This window comes from Stenotrophomonas sp. SPM, from assembly GCF_003105135.1.
In the GTDB taxonomy this organism is placed as follows: Bacteria; Pseudomonadota; Gammaproteobacteria; order Xanthomonadales; family Xanthomonadaceae; genus Stenotrophomonas.
The window spans coordinates 20,476-38,424 of sequence record NZ_QETL01000031.1 but is presented as its reverse complement, the minus strand read 5'-3'; the positions used below and the strand labels follow the sequence as shown (position 1 = coordinate 38,424).

Here is a 17,949-nt window from a genome sequence, read left to right as displayed (position 1 = left end):
GGATGGAACGATGATGCTTGAGGGGGCAATAGCCCTTGGCAAAGCCAAGGGCTCTGACCCCTGCAGCGAGCGTCACTCGCAGCCGTTGATCCGGCGCGCCTCAGCCACAGTCGCAGCATGGTCACCTGTCACCGACACCCAGTCCTTCAACGGGTACTTAGGATCGACCTCGCCACGCTTGGGCGAGTCGTACATGGTTATCTCGGTCCAGCTGCCCACCGCACCCAGCTCGGCCAAACGTGCAGCCTGATCCTCGTCACTGCTGAAGGTGGCGCCCGGCTTCGACGGCTTCGCAGTATTCACCGTTGCCGTCTTTAACGCGCGTACGCGCAGCGCGCCACCCGGCATGCGCTGGCTGATCACATCGTAGCGTTCAGTGCCGTAGGCCCACGGGCGCTCGGCATGGCGACGCACTTCACTGCCATCGTCAGCCACTTCAACCGAACCATCTGCCAGCCCGACAATGGCTGCGATACCGCCGTAGCCGGCCATCATGGCCTCGTAGCCGACCATCTGGCGCTTCTCCAGCGGCAACTCGCTGGCCGCAGGCTTCATGCCCGGCAGTTTGAGATAGGCCGACTTCTTGCAGAGCAGCAGCACGCGCTGATCGCCCCAGGCCATCATCATCGCGCCACCGGTGAAGTAGTGCGTGGTGAACACATCGGGCGCGGCGCCTGCGCGGCTTGCATGCCGCGTTTCGATCGACGTGGCCTGGTCGGCCGCCTCCTCGATCGACACCGTGCGGGTGGAGGCGGCATGCGCGGTGCACGCCGTTGCAGCCAGCCAAACCAGCAGTGCAGCGCGGGGGAAATGGTGCTTCATGGGGGTCAGTCCGTTGAGAAAAACGAGCCGCCAATAATACGTCGCGATGCGACACGACGCTTTACCGCATCAGGTCACCACCACCAGCGGCACACCCCGGCGCGGATGCTGCAGCACCACCACATCCTGCTGGTATACGCGCTGCAGGTTCGCTTCGGTCAGCACCTGCGCAGGCGTGCCGTCGGCCGCCACCCTGCCCCGCTCCAGCAGCACGATGCGATCGGCGTAGCCGGCTGCAAGATTCAGATCATGCAGCACCACGATCACGCAGGCGCCTGCTTCGGCGCACGCGCGCACGCTGCGCAGCGTGCGTTCCTGGTGCCGCAGATCCAGCGCGGCGGTCGGCTCATCCAGCAACAGCAGCGGCGTGTCCTGCGCCAGCACGCGCGCAAACGTGGTTCGTGCCGATTCACCGCCGGACAACTGCTGCACTTCGCGCAGACGCAGCGCCTGCAGCTCGGCGGCGTCGATGGCGGCTTCTACGCGCATATCGTCCACCGCGGGATCCGGCGGATGTGGCAGCCGCCCCATCGCCACCACTTCTTCAACGCTGAAGGCGAAGCGCACGCCATGTTCCTGCGGCATCACCGCGCGTTCGCGCGCCAATGGGCCGGCCTTGTAGCTGCGCAATGGCGCGCCATGCAGCTGCACTTCGCCAACATCGGGCCGCAGATCGCCAGCGGCCACCGCCAGCAGGGTTGACTTGCCAGCACCGTTCGGTCCGACCAGCGCGCTCACCGTGCCCGGCGCGAAGGCCAGGCAGATGCCATGCAGGATCTCGCGCTGCTGGCGGCGCACCACCACATCGCGCAACTGCAGGAAATCGCTCATGGCGTGTCCTTGCGGCGCTGCTGCAGCACCAGCCACAGGAAGAACGGCGCGCCCAGCGCGGCCGAGAACAGGCCCAGCGGAATTTCCGCCGGCGGATCCAGCGTGCGCGCGGCGGTATCGGCAATGACGATCAGCAGCGCGCCCAGCACGCCCGACACCGGCAGCAACCAGCGATGGCCCGGGCCAACCAGCAGCCGCGCCATGTGCGGCACCACCAGGCCGACGAAACTGATCGAGCCGGCAAATGCCACCGCCGCACCCACCAGCAACGCGCTGAAGGCCACCAGCATCCGTCGCGTACGCGCGACATCCAGACCCAGGTGCTGCGCCTGGCGCTCACCCAGCGCCAGCATGTCCAGCGGCATGGCCAACCGCAGCAGCGCGAACACGCCGATGGCGAACAGCGGCACCACGGCGGCCACGTCCGCCCAGTTGGCCTGCGCCAGCGAGCCCATCTGCCAGAACACCAGCGACTGCAGCTGGCTCTCGCTGGCGATGTAGGTGAGGAAGCCGATCAGCGCCGAGCAGAACGCCGCCATCGCAATGCCCACCAGCAGCAGCGTCGCATTGCCACTGCCCTTCCCCGGGCGCGCCAATGCGTAGGTCAGGCCGATGGCCAGTGCGCCACCGCCAAATGCAGCCACCGGCACCAGCCAGCCCGCTGCGCCTGCCGCCCCCAGGACGATCGCCGCAACGGCGCCCAGCGCCGCGCCCTGGCTGACGCCGACGATGCCGGGGTCGGCCAGCGGATTGCCGAACAATCCCTGCAGGCTCGCACCGGCCATCGCCAACGCCGCCCCCACCATGGCCCCCAGCAGGGCCCGCGGAATGCGCAGCTGCCACACCACGGCGAGGTCGCGGCGGCTGACCGCCTGCGGATCGACCAGGCCCAGTTTCACCCCCAGGGCCTGCAGAACATCCAATGGCGGCAGGCGCAGCGGCCCCATCGCGAATGACGCCAGCACCGCGCCCACCAGGGCCAGCAGTGCCACCAACAGCATCACCCGCCCGCGACGGCGGCGCCGATCAGCCGGACTCATGCCGGCGGCAGCGCCGCCAGAGCCTTGGCCAGGGCCAGTGCGCCCGCGCCGGTGCCGACGCTGGTGTACTTCAGCTGCACATCGGGCATCACCCAGACCCGATTGGCCGCGCCGGCCGGCGTCTGCTTCAGGGTCGGGTAGGCTTTCCACAGGCCTTCGGCGCCACCAAACTGCTGCAGGTCGTGCTCGGTCACCAGGATCACCTCCGGTGCTGCGGCGATCACGCCTTCATTGCTCAGCTGCGAGTAGTTCTTCACCCCGGCCTCGCTGCCGATGTTGACGCCGCCCGCCAGGGCGATCATCTCGGCCGAAGCGCTGTCTGCGCCGGCCACGGTTGGACTGCCGCCGCCACCGGTGGCCGACACGTGGATCACGCGCGGCGCATGCGCCAGGCCCTTGCCCAGTGCCGCCGCCTCATCCAGCTGACGCTGCACCTGGGTCGCCAAAGTCTGCCCGGCATCGGCCAGGCCCACGGCGGCCGCGACCTTGCGCACCTTGTCCGGCGCCGGCTGCAGGTCGTCGATCACCACCGCCGACTCGCCCACCTCGCGCAGCTTGCCAGCCAGCACGGTGTGGCGGCGCAGACTGTTGCCGAGGAACAGCGAGCCATGCAGGCTCACCACGCCCTCGACGCCGGTGGTGCGGTTGAACAGGAACTGGTGCGGCGCGGCCTGGCCGGCGTGCGTGGTGGTGTTGGTCGGCGCGGCAAACACCTGCTTGCCCAGGCCGAGCGCCTCGAGCACGGCAATCACATCGTCACCGCCGGCGATGATGCGGCTGGTGTCGGTCACTTCGGCGTCGGCGCCATCGTCAGAGCGCACGTTGGCCGGCAGCACCGGCACCTGGCCGGTCAGGGCCGGCAGATCGGTGCCCGCCACGCGCTGCCAGCCGGCAGGCAGTTCGGTGGCCGCCGTGGCGGCTTCTGCGGCGGGCGCAGCGGCGTCGTTGGCCGCAGGCGGCGCAGACGTGCCGCCACAGGCGGCCAGTGCCAGCGAGACGGCCAGCGGAAGCGCGCACAGGCGCAGGCGGGAAGCGATGTTCATGCAGAATCTCCTTGCTGGCCGGGCGAAGGCGCTGCCCTCGCCCGGCGCGTGGGTTACGGCTGACGCAGGGTGATGCGGGTGATGCGGTCGCCCTTGGCATCATCGGCGCCGCGCGACTTGTTCACCGCGAACACGCTGCCCTTGCCATCGGCGCGCACATGGTTGGGGAAGGTGCCGCCATCGAGGTTGCCGACCACCTTGCCATCGCGATCAACGACGGTGACGGTACCGGCGCCGCGGTTGGTGACATAAGCCAGGCCGCTATTGTCATCGAAGGCGACGTTCAGCGCACCGGCACCGACCGGCACGTCGTGCACGACCTTGCCGCTGGCGACGTCAACGATCAGCAGGTTGTCGGTGCCCTGCGAGGCCACGTACAGGCGGTTCTGCTGCGCATCGAAGGCGACGCCCGAGGCGCTGATCGAGTTGCCCAGGTCGATGACCTTGTCGACCTCGCCGGTGGCGACGTCGATCACCGCGGCTTCGGGCGTGCCGATGCTGACGGTGAACAGCTTGCCGGCCTTTTCGTCCAGCACCAGGCTCATCGGGGTGAACTTGCCCTCGTCGACGCCCGACTCCAGGGTGATCGACGGCAGTTCCTTCAGCGTCGTGGCATCGAACACCGACAGGTGGTCTTCGCCGGTGGCCGAGGCAAACACCTTGCCGTGCGTGCCATCCACCACGACGTCGCGCGCATGCGGCACGGTGTCGACCGGGAACTGGTGGACCAGCGACAGATCCTTCTGGCGATAGACCGCGATCGAGTTCTGGCGGGTGTTGGTCACCCAGACGTTGCCGTTGGTGTCATCCACGCCCACGCCATAGACCGCGTACACCGCGCCATTGGTGGTGCCGGCGACCTGCGCCGGGGTGATCGCCTTGGTCACCTTCAGGGTCTTCGGGTCCAGCTTCAGCAGCTGCGACTGGGTGACGGGCGGACGGCCGACCGAGGAGGTGACGAACACCGCGTTGCTGGCGGCGCTGTAGGCCGACTGGTACAGGCCCGGTACCAGCTTGTTGGACTGGGTGGCGAACTGCTGCTGGCCCGACAGCGGCAGCTGCGGCGAGACGCGCAGCTTCAGCACGGTGGCCGCCGAGGGCTGGCTGGCGCGGACGACCACCGGGTGCGTGCCCGGCACGGCATCGGCGGGGATCGCCAGCTGGGTCTTGAAGTTGCCATCGGCATCGACCACCAGCGGTTGCGCGTTGAGCACGCAGTCACCGCGCACCAGGCTGACCTGCTGGCCCGGCACGAAGCCGCGGCCGATGACCTCGGCCGTGCTGCCGGGGACAACGTTCTCGCCGCGCGAGATCACGGTGCCCTTGAAGGTGGCGCTGGCGGGCTGGTCGAACACCGGCTGCGCGGTGGCGGTGACCGCCAGCAGCAGGCCGGCGGCCAGGGAGGTCAGGCGGAGGGACGGACGAAACGACATGGAAGGCTCCTTGCACACGTAGGCCGCGCCTCGTGGCGCGGGATTCATCGGTTGCCTGGGCCGCTGCACATCGGCAGTCACGCCTGGGTAGTGGGGTCGCACGGCCGGGCCGTGCGGGGATTCATTCGGCAGGGTTTACGGACGGCGGCGCCTGGCCGTCCTCCACGCTGCGATCGGTCACGCCGTACAACTCATGCAGGGCCGCGTGGAACGACGCGGGCAGCATCGGGCCGTGGCCGAGGCCGGGAAATTCGCGGTACTGCACGCTCAGGCCGGGCACCTTGGCCAGACGCGTGGACAGCTGCATGGCCGCATCCGGGGTGGCGCCACCAATGCGGCGCAGATGCGCGACCACGCGCGGGTTGCTCATGTCACGCTTGCCGCGATCGCCTACGCGCTCGGCGCCGCCCAGCATCAACCAGACCTTCGCAGGCTGGCCATGCACGTTCTGCACGAACTGCTGTTCGGGATCGCCCAAGGCCGCGCCCTGGCTCCACCACAGCGACGGGCTGGCCGACAGATAGGCCTGGAACGCGGCGGGTCGGGTGTACAGCGCATTGAGCACGAACAGGCCGCCCAGCGAGTGACCCCACAGCGACTGCTGGTGGGTGTCGATATTCGCGCGGCGCTCCACTTCGGGTTTGATGCGGCGCTCGATCAGGTCGAGGAAGACGTCGGCACCACCGCCGACGGCCTGGGTGGTACCGCTCTCGTCATCGGCGCGGTCGATCCAGGCGGTGTAGTCCAGGGTGCGGGCCGGCGAGTCGATGCGCAGCTCGTTGTCGTAGCCGATCAGCACCAGCACTGGCGGCGCCTTGGTGGCGGCCAGTTCGGCCAGCAGCGGCTGGTCCAGCACCATGGCGACGGCGTTGCCATCCAGTGCGTACAGCACCGGCGACGGGGTCCTGGAGGCCTTGGCCGGGATCGCCACGTTCACCCGCCAGCGGCGCTGCTGGTCAGGGCTGTCGATCACGAAACGTTCGAAACGATAACTGGACGCTGGCTCGTCGAGCACGGTACGGCCCATCAGCTGCTGCGGATTGCGCTGCTGCGCATGGGCGTAGGGCGTGGCCATCAGGACCCCCATCATCAGGGCGGCCAGGCAGCCGAAGGAGTGTGCGGAAAACATCATGGGTGACGGATGCGGCGGGCGCCGCCGCCTCTTCATCAAGGGACCGCAGTCTACCTTAAACGCGAATGATTATCACATCGATCACACGTCACGCTTTGTATCGCGCGCGCGACCCAGGGGCCGTGCGCCAGTTGTAGCGCCGGGCCGCGCCCGGCGACCACGCCACGCAGGGACTCAGCCGAATTCCGGCGGCACCGGGCCGTACTGGTTTGCAGCCGGCGTGCCCGGCAGCAGCGTGAACACGAAGATCACCAGGCCGCCAAACGGGATGAAGGCCAGCAGGTACAGCCAGCCCGACTGGTTGCAGTCGTGCAGGCGGCGCACGGTGACGGCGATGACCGGCAGCAGGGTGGCCAGCCAGAACAGGACAAGCAGGATGATCGACGCGATGCCCAGGCCATCGGACTGCATCACCAGCGCGGTGATCATCGGCACCATCAGCACCACCGAGACGATCAGCATGAACAGCTGGAACATCCAGTATTCGCGACGATTGGCACGACCATCGAACTGGGCGTAACGCTTCAACGGCAGGATGAGCTGGTCCATGGCAGGAAAGTCCCTGGGAAAAGAAGGCGCGCAGTGTGCCAAATGGGCAGACATACAACAATTCCACTCCATCACCCAGCGCCGCTGAGGCAGGCATACTGCATCCAGGCATACGCCGCCTCGCCCCGCCCCACCACGGCGCTACGCCGCAGCTGCACTTGTGTGCGCAATGACACTGTGCGCGACAGCCTGCACTGCTGATCGCGGCGACCGCACCGGCTTCGATGGTGTGCAGATCACCCCCTGCCCCGACAACAGGCACTGGAGCGCCAGCTGGCCGGGGTCACCGCGCGACTGAGGGTGGCGTTTCCAGAAACCTATGCAGGCCGCCGCGTTTCCTGCGATCCGCTGCAGGTTGTCGTGCTGCTGAAAGGCGACACCCGCTACAGGACGCGCACGATGCAGTGGCCGCGCGGCGGCATTACCGTCAGCTTCGTTTCAGGCAGCCTGTATTCGAGCAAGGATCTCAGAACCATCCTTGGCGCCCGGACGTTGGATCGATGGTTGCCGGATCCGGATGGCATGTCTGTCGACGCGGTGAACGGCCAACTGGAGGTGGGTGCAGCGGGCGATGCCAAGTTCACGCGCTACCGGGCCGCAGCGCGTGAAGCGGAGAAAGCGCTGGGCGTGCCGATCGTGGTCAAGCGAAAACGGGGCACGTTCCGATTGTAGAGTCAGCGGCCTTTTGCCGCCCTCGCCGCCTCACGCTCTGCGCGCAGACGGTCCAGCTTTTCCTTCAACTTGATTTCCAGCCCGCGCGGCACCGGGTTGTAGTACACCCGCTCGCCCATCGCGTCCGGGAAGCCCGTCTGGTCCAAGGCGATGCCACCTTCGGCATCGTGGTCGTACTGGTACTCGGCACCGTAGCCGAGCTCCTTCATCAGCTTGGTCGGGGCATTGCGCAGGTGCAGCGGCACCTCTTCGGTACCGCTTTCGCGCACGTCGGCCTTGGCCTGGTTGAAGGCCGCGTACCCGGCGTTCGACTTGGCGGTGCTGGCCAGATACAGCACCAGCTGCGCGAAGGCGAGCTCACCCTCGGGGCTGCCCAGCCGTTCGTAGATGTCCCAGGCTTCCAGCGCCATGCTCTGCGCGCGCGGATCGGCCAGGCCGATGTCCTCGATGGCCATGCGGGTCAGCCGGCGCGCCAGATAGGACGGATCGCAGCCGCCATCGAGCATGCGCGTCAGCCAGTACAGCGCGGCATCCGGGTTGGAGCTGCGCACGGATTTGTGCAGGGCCGAGATCTGGTCGTAGAACTGCTCGCCGCCTTTGTCGAAGCGGCGCGTACGGTCGGCCAGCACCTGCGTCAGGGTCTGCGGGGTGATGCGACCACCCTCCCCGCCCGCCAGCTCGGCGGCGATTTCCAGCAGGGTGAGCGCGCGGCGCACGTCGCCGTCGGCAGCCGTGGCGATTTCCAGCAGCAGCTCGGGCGCCACTTCAATGCGCTCTTCACCGAGACCGCGCTCGCGATCACCCAGCGCACGCTCCAGCGCCTCGACGATGTCGGTGGGCGAAACGCCTTCCAGCACGTGCACGCGGCAGCGCGACAGCAGCGCCGAGTTCAGTTCGAACGACGGGTTCTCGGTGGTGGCACCGACAAACAGGATGGTGCCGCGCTCGATATGCGGCAGGAACGCATCCTGCTGCGCCTTGTTGAAGCGATGCACTTCGTCGACGAACAGCACGGTGCGCCGGCCTTCGGCGAACCGCTGCGCCGCCTCGGCCAGCACCTGGCGCACTTCCGGCAGGCCGGACAGCACGGCGGAGATGGCACGGAATTCGGCGTCGGAGTACTCGGCCAGCAGCAGCGCCAGCGAGGTCTTGCCGCAGCCCGGCGGACCCCACAGGATCATCGAATGCACGCGGCCGGATTCGACCGCGCGGCGCAGCGCGCTTTCCGGTGCCAGCAGGCGCTTCTGCCCGACCATTTCGTCGAGGGTGCGCGGGCGCATGCGCTCGGCCAGCGGGCGCAGATGATCCCGATCGACGCTCAGCAGATCGGGGCCGGGGAATGAAGTGGAACGATGTCTTGGCACCCGATCATTGTACCGCGCCTCCCGTTGGGAGCGCCGGGCCATGCCCGGCGGATCAACGGCGTGTCAACCAAGGTTGACACCTACCGAAGCAGATAAAAAGCGTGCCAACCAACGGTTGGCACCCACCAAGGCACGGACTGAATCAATTGCCGATGACGTCGGTACCCTTCGGCGGGGTGAAGCTGAAGGTGCCGGCGGCGAAGCCCGGGTTACGCTTCCAGCCACTGAAGGTGATCACGGTGCGCTGGCCGACGGCATCGGTGATTTCCATCTTCGCCAGGCCCTGCGCGTTGAAGCCCAAGGCGGCGTACTGGAAGCTGGCTTCGGTATCGCGCTTCGGCGACAGCGACAGCCACTGCAGGCCGTCACGCTTGCCGGCTTCCTCGCTCAGGTCGTACTGCTGTTCCAGCAGCGCCGGGTTGATCAGCGCGGTGAGCGGGCTGTTCTGCTCTTCCTTGCCCTGCTCGCGCACGGTGGCCTGTTCCAGGTCCGGCTCGTACATCCAGACCTTCTTGCCGTCGGCCACGATCAGCTGTTCGTGCGGGCGCACGTATTCCCAGCGGAACAGGCGCGGCGCCGACAGGGCCACGCGGCCGCTGGTAGATTCCTTGACCTTGCCGCGGCTGTCGAACACCTGCTGGCTGAACTGACCATCAAGGCCCTTCAGGCCACTGGTGAAGGTCTTCAGGTCATCGCGGGCGCCAGCCCAGGCGCTGCCGGCAGCGGCGCAGGCCACGGCCAGGGTGGTGGTGGCGAGGAAACGACGGAAGCGGATGTTCATGCAGGAATCCTGTGGGCGCATGCGCCAGGAAAGTTGGGAGCCAGTGTGCCCGGGCAAAGATGAATGGGCGATCAGGGCGACATTATGCCGCCCCGCACGTGCATCGGCGATTCAGCCAGACGCGCCCGGCAATCTGCCGTACAGCACCTGCCCGCGGAAGCCGCGCCGCACTTCGCGGTACAGCGCCCGGAACGCCGGGTAATCCTGCGGCTGGCACAGGGCATCGGCGCCGCGCACGGCGTTCTGCTGCAGGCGGTGGTGGACGATCACCTCCTGCCCTTCCCGCGCCCAGTCCACCCGGTAGTCACCGGCGGCATTGCTGAAATGCTGGCTCTGCGGGATGGCGATGATCGGCACGCTGCCCGGGAACTGCAGGCGGTAGGTCTCTTCACGCAGGCTGGCATTGCAGTAGAACGGGGTTTCATTGGCAGGCGCCGACGCCGTGGCGTACAGGCCACGCACCGATTCGCCGCCCGGCGGGTCCGGCACTGCCATGCCGCCGGCCACGCTGAAGTCCACGTAGTCCTCGGCCTGGAAGGCCATCCGGTAGCCGAACGGATGGATCAGGTCGGCCGGCACGCCCTGCAGCTGCAACTGGCCGCGCCCATCGAAGCCGGAGGCGGCCATGATCGACTCCTCGGCACGCGCGCGGTTCTGCGCATTTAGCTGGACGAACTGCGCACGCATGCCGATCTCGGCGTTGTCGCTCAGCTGCGGCACGGTCTCGCCCCGCAGGTTGCCCTGCGCATCGAAGGTGAAGCGCACGTCCATCGCCGTCGCGTTGCGCTGCGGATCGTTGGCCGGGGTACGCGCCAACGTCGCGTCACGGGTGCGCAGCACCGGCGCACTGAGGTCGCCGTCGGGCAGCTGGCCGAAGCGCGCCCAAGCGCTGGTCGAATCCAGGTAGAGATCGAACTCGGGCACGTAGGTGATGGCGTGGTTGAAGCGCCCCAGCACCGGAATCTTCGGCAGCGTCGGGCCACCGCCCGCACCGATCAGCACCGGGGAGCTGGCAATGCCCTTTGCCGCCAGCAGCGCTTCCAGGATCACCACATGGTCCTTGCAGTCGCCATAGTGGTTGTCGAGGATGCTCTGCGCGCTGTTCGGCTCCAGCCCACCATTGCCCAGGTACACGGCCACGTAGCGGATGTTCTGCGCCACCCAGCGGTACAGCGCATCGGCCTGCGCCTTGCGGTCGCTGATGCCGGCAGTCACTTCATCGGCCAGCGCCTGGATCTGCGGCGTCACCTGGGCCGCTTCGCCGGCCTTGACCTGGTACGCATGCCCGACCTGGGCCCAGTCACGGAACGTGCTGGCCATGATGTTCGGGCCGAACTCCCACACCGCCGCCGACCAGTTCTGCGCCTGCATCGGGTCGCGGCGCTGGTAGCGCCAGCGCCACTGCGCCTGGCCGCTCTTCACCGTCGGCGTGTCACTGCCCTGCACGCCACGGCTGTCCACATACATGGGCAAGCTTGCAGGCGCACTCAGGGTCACCTCGGCATCGTCGTACTGGGTGAACACATTGAAGGTCTCCCACAGGCCGAAATAGCCAGGGAAATACGGGGTCTGCTGGGTGCGGCGCACCTGGTAGACCAGGCGCGTGCCCGGGGCCAGGTTCGGGAACACGATCACCCGCACCTTGCGGTCGGCGTACATCGCCGCCGCCGCGCTGGAATAGCTTTCCTGGGTGTAGATGCGATCGGCCGGCACATCACGGCGCTGGCCATCGGCGGTCAGCGTGTAAGCGCTGACGACATCCAGGGTTTCCATCTTCTCGCTGTAGCTCAGCCGCACCTGGCTGAACTGCTCCACCGCCGCCTTGGTCTTCAGCAGGATCTCGTACGTTTCGGTCTGCACGTTGCCGGCATCCGGCCGCACCACGTAATCGGCGCGGTAACGGACGAAGCTGAAGTTGTTGCTGGCCTCGGCATCGCTGCCCACCGACGGCGGTGCCGGGGTCGGTGCCGAAGCAGCCACCCCGGCCAGGGCCGGGCTGGCAACAAGCAGGCAAGCCAGCGCCAGCGCGCAGGGAGCGGGTCGGAACATGCGTCGGATCCTTGGACGTCGTAGGCGCGGCGGGACTTACTTCGGCGGTGGCGGTGCCAGCACCGTGCGGTCGCCATTGTGTTCGGGAGCACTGACCACGCCGGCCGCTTCCATGGCCTCGATCAGTCGTGCCGCACGGTTGTAGCCGATCTTCAGGCGGCGCTGCACGCCGGAAATGGACGCGCGACGGGTCTCGGTGACCACCCGCAGCGCCTCGTCGTACAGCGGGTCGGACTCGTCGCCGGCCGCACTGGTTTCCGGCAGGCCGGTCGCACCGACCACCACGCCATCGCCCATCGTCTGCACTTCGTCCAGCACGCCGTCGACATAGTCGGCCGGGCCCATCGCCTTCAGGTGTTCGACCACGCGATGCACTTCATCGTCGGAGACGAAGGCGCCGTGCACGCGCTCGGGCATGGCGGTACCGGGCGGCAGGTACAGCATGTCGCCGTGGCCCAGCAGGGTTTCCGCGCCGGACTGGTCGAGGATGGTGCGCGAATCGATCTTCGAGCTGACCTGAAACGCGATGCGGGTCGGGATGTTAGCCTTGATCAGGCCGGTGATGACGTCCACCGACGGGCGCTGGGTCGCCAGGATCAGGTGGATGCCGGCCGCACGCGCCTTCTGTGCCAGGCGCGCGATCAGCTCTTCCACCTTCTTGCCGACGATCATCATCATGTCGGCGAATTCGTCGATGAAGATGACGATGAACGGCAGCGTCTCCAGCGGGCGCGGGGCTTCGCCCAGCTCCGGGTTCGGCTTGAACAGCGGATCCATCAGCGGCTGGCCTGCGTCCTGGGCGTCCTTCACCTTCTTGTTGAAGCCGGCGAGGTTGCGCACGCCCACTGCGCTCATCAGCTTGTAGCGGCGCTCCATCTCGGCCACGCACCAGCGCAGGCCGTTGGCGGCCTCCTTCATGTCGGTGACCACCGGCGCCAGCAGGTGCGGGATGCCCTGGTAGACGCTCAGTTCGAGCATCTTCGGGTCGATCATCAGCATGCGCAGGTCTTTCGGCGAGGCCTTGAACAGCAGGCTGAGCACCATGGCGTTGACCGCCACCGACTTGCCCGAACCGGTGGTACCGGCCACCAGCAGGTGTGGCATGCGGGCCAGGTCGGCCACGGTGGAGCGGCCAGCAATGTCCTTGCCCAGCGCCAAGGTCAGCACGCTGGCCGACTTGTCGTACTCCTTCGAACGCAGCAGTTCGGAGAGGTAGATCATCTCGCGGGTGACGTTGGGGATTTCCAGGCCGATCACCGACTTGCCAGGAATGACGTCGACCACACGCACCGACTTCACCGACAGGCCGCGGGCGATGTCCTTGTCCAGCGAGCTGATCTGGCTGACCTTGATGCCCGGCGCCGGCTCGATCTCGAAACGGGTGATGACCGGGCCGGGGTTGGCACCGACCACCTGCGCGTCGATGCGGAAGTCCTTGAGCTTGAACTCGATCTGCCGCGACAGCGCGTCCAGGGTGTCCTTGTCGTAACCCACCGGCTGCGGCTTGGGATCATCCAGCAGGGCCAGCGGCGGCAGGTCCGAGCCGTCGCCGTTGACGCCACGGAACATCGGGATCTGCGTGTCGCGCTTGGCCCGATCGCTCTTCTCGATCACCGGTTCCGGCCGCGGCTCGATCTTCACCGGCTCGCGCTTGGCGCGCACTTCGGCATCGGCCTTGCGCACTTCCTGGCGCTCCTCGCGCATGGCGCGGGTCTGCTGCCATTCGGTGGCCTGTTCCTTCTTGCGCTCCAGCAGCGGCGCCAGTGACATCACGCCCCGGCCGATCTTTTCCATCACCGCAAACCACGACAGGCCGGTGGCCAGGGTGATCGACGCCAGCAGCAGGACCAGCACGAACAGGTTCGCGCCCAGCGCGCCGAAGCCGACGGTGAGTGAGTTGCCGACCAGTTTGCCGAGGATGCCGCCCGCGCTGGACACGTCACCACTGAACAGGCGCACGTGCAGGAAGCCGGTGCCGGCAATGAGGAAGCCGACCAGTCCGACCAGGCGCAGGGCCGGATCGAGATCGTTCTCGCCCTTGCTCTCGCGCTTCAGGCCGAACATGGCGATCCACGCCAGCGCGCCGAGCACGACCGGCAGCAGGAAGGCGATGTAGCCGAACAGCTGCAGCAGAACGTCGGCGATCCACGCACCGGCGCGGCCACCCATGTTGTGCACGGGCGCGACCACGCTGCCGGTGTGCGACCAGCCCGGATCACTGGCTGAATAGGTGAACAGGCTGGCGGCCAGATACAGCAGCGCCGGCGCGATGGCGATCAGGCCTAGGTCGCGCCACAGGCGCTGACGACGGGGATTGTCGGTTGTGGCCGCTGCCGCCGAGCGACGCGACGTCTTTTTGTCGTCGGACTTGGAGCGTTCGGGCACCTGCTTCGCCACCTTAGACCATACCTTTGGAATGCGCTGTTAGTGTTTGATAATAAACGACACGGCGTCAGTTTTCAGTCACGGGTGGCATCCAGTGTGCCGACAGGCGCCAAAACCACCCGTGGGTAACGGCGTTCTGTTCATCGGCTTGAATCACCCCGCCCCAGCCGCCACTCTATGACCTGCCGAGGATGCTGCGCAAACATCGCCAGCGCCTTGTCCCATCTACCTTTTCGCGAGTTTACATGAGCACCAGCCTGCCCTCCCGCCACCAGCGCCTCGTCATCCTCGGTTCCGGCCCGGCCGGTTGGACCGCCGCCGTCTACGCAGCCCGCGCCAACCTGAAGCCGGTCGTCATCACCGGCCTGCAGCAGGGTGGCCAGCTGATGACCACCACCGAGGTGGACAACTGGCCGGGTGACGCCCACGGCCTGATGGGCCCGGACCTGATGGCGCGCATGCAGGCCCACGCCGAGCGCTTCGAGACCGAGGTCATCTTCGACCACATCCATACGGCCGACCTGTCCCAGCGTCCGTTCAAGCTGATCGGCGACAGCCACGAGTACACCTGCGACGCCCTGATCATCTCCACCGGCGCCACCGCCAAGTACCTGGGCATCCCGACCGAAGAGACCTTCAAGGGCCGCGGCGTCTCCGCCTGCGCCACCTGCGACGGCTTCTTCTACCGCGACCAGGACGTGGTCGTGGTCGGCGGCGGCAACACCGCTGTCGAAGAAGCCCTGTACCTGTCCAACATCGCCCGCAAGGTCTACCTGGTCCACCGCCGCGACACCCTGAAGGCGGAAAAGATCATGCAGGACAAGCTGTTCGCCAAGGTCGCTGCCGGCAAGATCGAGACCGTCTGGCACCACCAGGTGGAAGAAGTGCTGGGCAACGACGCCGGCGTGACCGGTGTCCGCGTGAAGTCGACCCAGGACGGCAGCACCCGCGACATCGAGGCTCACGGCTTCTTCGTGGCCATCGGCCACCACCCGAACACCCAGCTGTTCGACGGCCAGCTGGCCATGAACAACGGCTACCTGGAAATCCGCTCGGGCCTGGGCGGCAACGCCACCCAGACCTCGGTGGAAGGCGTGTTCGCCGCCGGCGACGTGGCCGACCAGCACTACCGCCAGGCGATCACCTCGGCCGGTTTCGGCTGCATGGCCGCACTGGACGCCGAGCGTTACCTGGATGCTCAGGGCAAGGCCAGCTGAGGTCTTGACCCCGCGGTTGTAGCGTCGATCCATGCTCGACGGAAGAGAACGGGCGCGCAGGCGCCCGTTTTTTCAACCCGCCGTCGCCGCCTCAACCCCGACCGGGGCACCTGGAGGTGCGGCCGCACCTCCGGGCCTGCGGATGCACTGCACCCAGTGCCGCACCGGCGGAGACTTCACGCCATCATCGTCCACCACCTGGGTGTCCCAGAGGATGGGCGCGCTTCCAGCGTTCTCGCAACGCAGCGTGATCCGGCTCGGCTTCGCATCCGGGGTCTCGATGTGCACCCGCCCATCCGTGCAGGTCCAGCCCGGCGGGCAACCGACGTTGGTGGTGATCAGCTGGATCGGATACTGGGGATAGCCCTCGAATGCAACGTCCACCTGTTGCGAGTCCCCCTGGGAGAGATTGATGCCGCCGATGGGCTCCGCCTTGAGCGGTAGACAGTTCTTGCCCTCGCGGAAGAGCCTATAGCCCTTCTCGACGCCTTTCATGGAGGCTGTACGAAACACGGGATCCTGGAGGGCTGCGGCATCCGAAGTATTGGTGTGAACGCCAGTCTCGATGATGACGGAAGGCATGTCTGCCTGAACGTTCTCACCATGCCTCCCTATCTCAGGCGCCAGAGCAACAGCGTAGTCCGGATAGTCCTCGACTGAATTGATCAGCTCCTTCATGTAACAAAGCATGCTGCTCGCCAGTCGCTGGTCTCCGGCCGCCCCTCAGCAACATATGCACGCGCACCGGATGCAGCTGGATTTCCCGCATTGGTATGCAGGTGGATCAACGCACGCGCGTCCAGATGGTTGGCGTAGCGTGGTCGGCTGCGTATATCTTCATCTCTTTCCCGAAGAGAACTGCTGGAGTTGGGTAGGGAGTTCCAGACGTCAGGCAGATCTGGCTTGGCAGCCTCCGCCGGATACTGCTCCTCGAATGCTCTTCCGTTGTAGAAGAACTTCGTTCCCGTGGCCGGGAAAATGGGCCTCAACGCATCGAGTGCGCCATTTGAAATAAACCCCTGCAGATCCTCCAGCTCGGCGCCACCACTTTCGGGCAGAAGCCCCCCTCTCAGGTCGATTCGGATCATCCCTGTTCTAGGGTCATATACGGCCCTTACATCCGCCGGGGTGTTCAGATGATTCTGTCGTCGGTAGTAATCGAGCGCACTTTGGCTCGCGCGGGTGACGATGGCATCCACCGCCGGATCCGTGTCCACGAGTCCTCGATGGAACGCAGACTGCCCGGCTTCGGCCTGACCCACAAGCGCAGATACCGCGATCATTGCTACTGCAATCACATGCCTTTCCCTCAAATATTGACGTGACGGCTCACAGGCCGCTGATCAGAGCTATCCATACGCTGAACCTTGCTGAGCGGAATGGAGTCACATACCGCGCGATTTCGTACTTTTTTCGTCCACACGACTGCCACTGAAGGCAATCGAACCCCACCTGCCCTATCCTTCCCCCATGCTCTCCGCCCGTTTCCTCGACTCCCTGCAGGCCATTCCCGCCACCGACTGGGATGCGCTGCACGACGGCCGCAACCCTTTCGTCAGCCACGCCTTCCTGTCCGGACTGGAAGCCCACGGCTGCCTGCGCGACGACTGGGGCTGGCAGCCGCAGCACTTCACGCTGTGGGAGGGCGACAGCCTGATCGGCGCCATCCCCGGCTACCTGAAGACCAACTCCCACGGCGAGTTCGTGTTCGACCATGCATGGGCCAATGCCTATGCGAGGCATGGTCGCGACTACTACCCGAAGTGGCTGGGGGCGGTGCCGTATTCGCCCGTGACCGGGCCGCGCCTGCTGACCCGTCACGATTCAGATCGGCCCGCCCTGTTTTCAGCGCTTCGCGAGCAGTTGTCCGGGCTCGATGTGTCCTCGGCGCACATCAATTTCCATACGCCCAGCGACGACGAGGCCTTCGGCAACGACTGGCTGCTGCGCGAGGACGTCCAGTTCCAATGGCAGAACCCGGGCGACTGGACGACGTTCGAGCAGTTCCTCGCCGCGATGGACCACAAGCGTCGCAAGAACATCCGCCAGGAGCGGGCAAAGGTCGCCCGCCAGGGCATCAGTTTCCGGGTGGTGCATGGCGATGAGGCCAGCCGCGCCGACCTGCAGGCGGTGTATCGCTTCTACCTGCAGACCTTCTTGGAGTACGGCAACGCGCCGGCGCTGACCGAGGCGTTCCTGCGCCACCTGGCGATTTCGCTGGGCCGCGGGCTCGTGCTGTTCCTGGCCGAGCACGAGGGCGAGCCGATTGCCGGTGCGCTGTGCCTGCGTGGCGGCGACACCCTGTACGGCCGCTACTGGGGCGGCGCCTCCCTGCCCGGCCTGCACTTCGAGGCCTGTTACTACCAGGGCATCGAGTACTGCCTGCGCGAGGGGCTAACGCGTTTCGAACCCGGCGCACAGGGAGAACACAAACTGGCGCGCGGGTTCCTGCCGACACTGGTACGCAGCCGGCATTGGGTGGCCGATGCGGATTTTGCCGAAGCGCTGCAGGAGTGGTGCCGGCAGGAACGGCGCGACGTGCGTCGGTACCGCCAGGAGTTGATGGGGCACAGCCCGTTCCGAGCGGACGGATGACGCGCCAACCGAGGCACTCGCGCGGGGGCCGCGACG

The 17,949-nt window shown here is 66.8% G+C and carries 16 protein-coding genes; 3 read left to right on the top strand and 13 right to left on the bottom strand.

The window, feature by feature from the left end; genetic code table 11:
* Window positions 1-72 precede the first annotated feature (72 nt).
* From DCO49_RS09255 to DCO49_RS09225, 7 genes are all read right to left on the bottom strand, one after another.
* Window positions 73-738, bottom strand: coding sequence for a hypothetical protein (locus DCO49_RS09255; RefSeq protein ID WP_343126023.1), 666 nt, complete (start codon window positions 736-738; stop codon window positions 73-75).
* A 153-nt stretch (window positions 739-891) separates the two neighbouring features.
* Entirely contained in the window at window positions 892-1,653 is a 762-nt protein-coding gene (locus DCO49_RS09250; protein WP_116863791.1) for a heme ABC transporter ATP-binding protein, read from the bottom strand.
* Window positions 1,650-2,693 (bottom strand): iron ABC transporter permease, encoded by a 1,044-nt coding sequence (locus DCO49_RS09245; RefSeq protein ID WP_116863790.1) that lies wholly within the window; start codon window positions 2,691-2,693, stop codon window positions 1,650-1,652. The genes DCO49_RS09250 and DCO49_RS09245 overlap by 4 nt, the downstream gene beginning before the upstream one ends.
* Entirely contained in the window at window positions 2,690-3,736 is a 1,047-nt protein-coding gene (locus tag DCO49_RS09240; RefSeq protein ID WP_116863789.1) for an ABC transporter substrate-binding protein, read from the bottom strand. Before DCO49_RS09240 ends, DCO49_RS09245 begins: the two co-directional genes overlap by 4 nt.
* A gap of 53 nt (window positions 3,737-3,789) precedes the next feature.
* Entirely contained in the window at window positions 3,790-5,169 is a 1,380-nt protein-coding gene (locus DCO49_RS09235; RefSeq protein ID WP_116863788.1) for a YncE family protein, read from the bottom strand.
* A gap of 121 nt (window positions 5,170-5,290) precedes the next feature.
* On the bottom strand, window positions 5,291-6,301 hold the full coding sequence (locus tag DCO49_RS09230; protein WP_116863787.1) for an alpha/beta hydrolase-fold protein: 1,011 nt from the start codon (window positions 6,299-6,301) through the stop codon (window positions 5,291-5,293).
* Between the two features lie 174 nt (window positions 6,302-6,475).
* Window positions 6,476-6,850, bottom strand: coding sequence for a DUF805 domain-containing protein (locus DCO49_RS09225; RefSeq protein WP_116863786.1), 375 nt, complete (start codon window positions 6,848-6,850; stop codon window positions 6,476-6,478).
* A gap of 300 nt (window positions 6,851-7,150) precedes the next feature.
* On the opposite strand from DCO49_RS09225, the gene DCO49_RS09220 reads away from it, so the two are divergent.
* Window positions 7,151-7,522 (top strand): hypothetical protein, encoded by a 372-nt coding sequence (locus DCO49_RS09220; protein WP_116863785.1) that lies wholly within the window; start codon window positions 7,151-7,153, stop codon window positions 7,520-7,522.
* A 2-nt stretch (window positions 7,523-7,524) separates the two neighbouring features.
* Here the strand turns inward: DCO49_RS09220 and DCO49_RS09215 are convergent, their stop codons facing one another.
* From DCO49_RS09215 to DCO49_RS09200, 4 genes are all read right to left on the bottom strand, one after another.
* Window positions 7,525-8,802, bottom strand: coding sequence for a replication-associated recombination protein A (locus tag DCO49_RS09215; RefSeq protein ID WP_243402701.1), 1,278 nt, complete (start codon window positions 8,800-8,802; stop codon window positions 7,525-7,527).
* A gap of 226 nt (window positions 8,803-9,028) precedes the next feature.
* A complete protein-coding gene (gene lolA / locus DCO49_RS09210; protein ID WP_116863783.1) occupies window positions 9,029-9,667 on the bottom strand; it encodes an outer membrane lipoprotein chaperone LolA in 639 nt (212 codons plus the stop codon).
* A gap of 111 nt (window positions 9,668-9,778) precedes the next feature.
* Complete coding sequence (locus DCO49_RS09205; protein ID WP_116863782.1) at window positions 9,779-11,716, bottom strand: DUF3857 domain-containing protein; 1,938 nt, start codon at window positions 11,714-11,716, stop codon at window positions 9,779-9,781.
* A 36-nt stretch (window positions 11,717-11,752) separates the two neighbouring features.
* Window positions 11,753-14,113 (bottom strand): DNA translocase FtsK, encoded by a 2,361-nt coding sequence (locus DCO49_RS09200; RefSeq protein WP_116863781.1) that lies wholly within the window; start codon window positions 14,111-14,113, stop codon window positions 11,753-11,755.
* Between the two features lie 233 nt (window positions 14,114-14,346).
* On the opposite strand from DCO49_RS09200, the gene trxB reads away from it, so the two are divergent.
* Window positions 14,347-15,318: a thioredoxin-disulfide reductase gene (gene trxB / locus DCO49_RS09195; RefSeq protein ID WP_116863780.1), complete on the top strand. Its 972-nt coding sequence runs from the start codon at window positions 14,347-14,349 to the stop codon at window positions 15,316-15,318.
* Between the two features lie 72 nt (window positions 15,319-15,390).
* Here trxB and DCO49_RS20540 read toward each other — a convergent pair whose 3' ends face one another.
* Together DCO49_RS20540 and DCO49_RS20535 are read right to left on the bottom strand one after the other, a co-directional pair.
* A complete protein-coding gene (locus DCO49_RS20540; protein WP_243402700.1) occupies window positions 15,391-15,996 on the bottom strand; it encodes a hypothetical protein in 606 nt (201 codons plus the stop codon).
* Entirely contained in the window at window positions 15,993-16,616 is a 624-nt protein-coding gene (locus DCO49_RS20535) for a hypothetical protein (RefSeq protein ID WP_243402699.1), read from the bottom strand. The genes DCO49_RS20540 and DCO49_RS20535 overlap by 4 nt, the downstream gene beginning before the upstream one ends.
* 172 nt (window positions 16,617-16,788) lie before the next feature.
* Between DCO49_RS20535 and DCO49_RS09185 the strand changes: the two genes are divergently transcribed.
* Complete coding sequence (locus tag DCO49_RS09185; RefSeq protein WP_116863779.1) at window positions 16,789-17,913, top strand: GNAT family N-acetyltransferase; 1,125 nt, start codon at window positions 16,789-16,791, stop codon at window positions 17,911-17,913.
* Window positions 17,914-17,949: the final 36 nt, after the last annotated feature.

Coding starts and splice junctions, on each gene's coding strand:
- DCO49_RS09245 (WP_116863790.1), bottom strand. CDS start 2,693: ATGAGTCCGGCTGATCGGCGCCGCCGTCGCGGGCGGGTGATGCTGTTG.
- DCO49_RS09230 (WP_116863787.1), bottom strand. CDS start 6,301: ATGATGTTTTCCGCACACTCCTTCGGCTGCCTGGCCGCCCTGATGATG.
- DCO49_RS09185 (WP_116863779.1), top strand. CDS start 16,789: ATGCTCTCCGCCCGTTTCCTCGACTCCCTGCAGGCCATTCCCGCCACC.
- DCO49_RS09240 (WP_116863789.1), bottom strand. CDS start 3,736: ATGAACATCGCTTCCCGCCTGCGCCTGTGCGCGCTTCCGCTGGCCGTC.
- DCO49_RS09250 (WP_116863791.1), bottom strand. CDS start 1,653: ATGAGCGATTTCCTGCAGTTGCGCGATGTGGTGGTGCGCCGCCAGCAG.
- lolA (WP_116863783.1), bottom strand. CDS start 9,667: ATGAACATCCGCTTCCGTCGTTTCCTCGCCACCACCACCCTGGCCGTG.
- DCO49_RS09205 (WP_116863782.1), bottom strand. CDS start 11,716: ATGTTCCGACCCGCTCCCTGCGCGCTGGCGCTGGCTTGCCTGCTTGTT.
- DCO49_RS09225 (WP_116863786.1), bottom strand. CDS start 6,850: ATGGACCAGCTCATCCTGCCGTTGAAGCGTTACGCCCAGTTCGATGGT.
- DCO49_RS20540 (WP_243402700.1), bottom strand. CDS start 15,996: ATGAAGGAGCTGATCAATTCAGTCGAGGACTATCCGGACTACGCTGTT.
- DCO49_RS09235 (WP_116863788.1), bottom strand. CDS start 5,169: ATGTCGTTTCGTCCGTCCCTCCGCCTGACCTCCCTGGCCGCCGGCCTG.
- DCO49_RS09215 (WP_243402701.1), bottom strand. CDS start 8,802: ATGCGCCCGCGCACCCTCGACGAAATGGTCGGGCAGAAGCGCCTGCTG.
- trxB (WP_116863780.1), top strand. CDS start 14,347: ATGAGCACCAGCCTGCCCTCCCGCCACCAGCGCCTCGTCATCCTCGGT.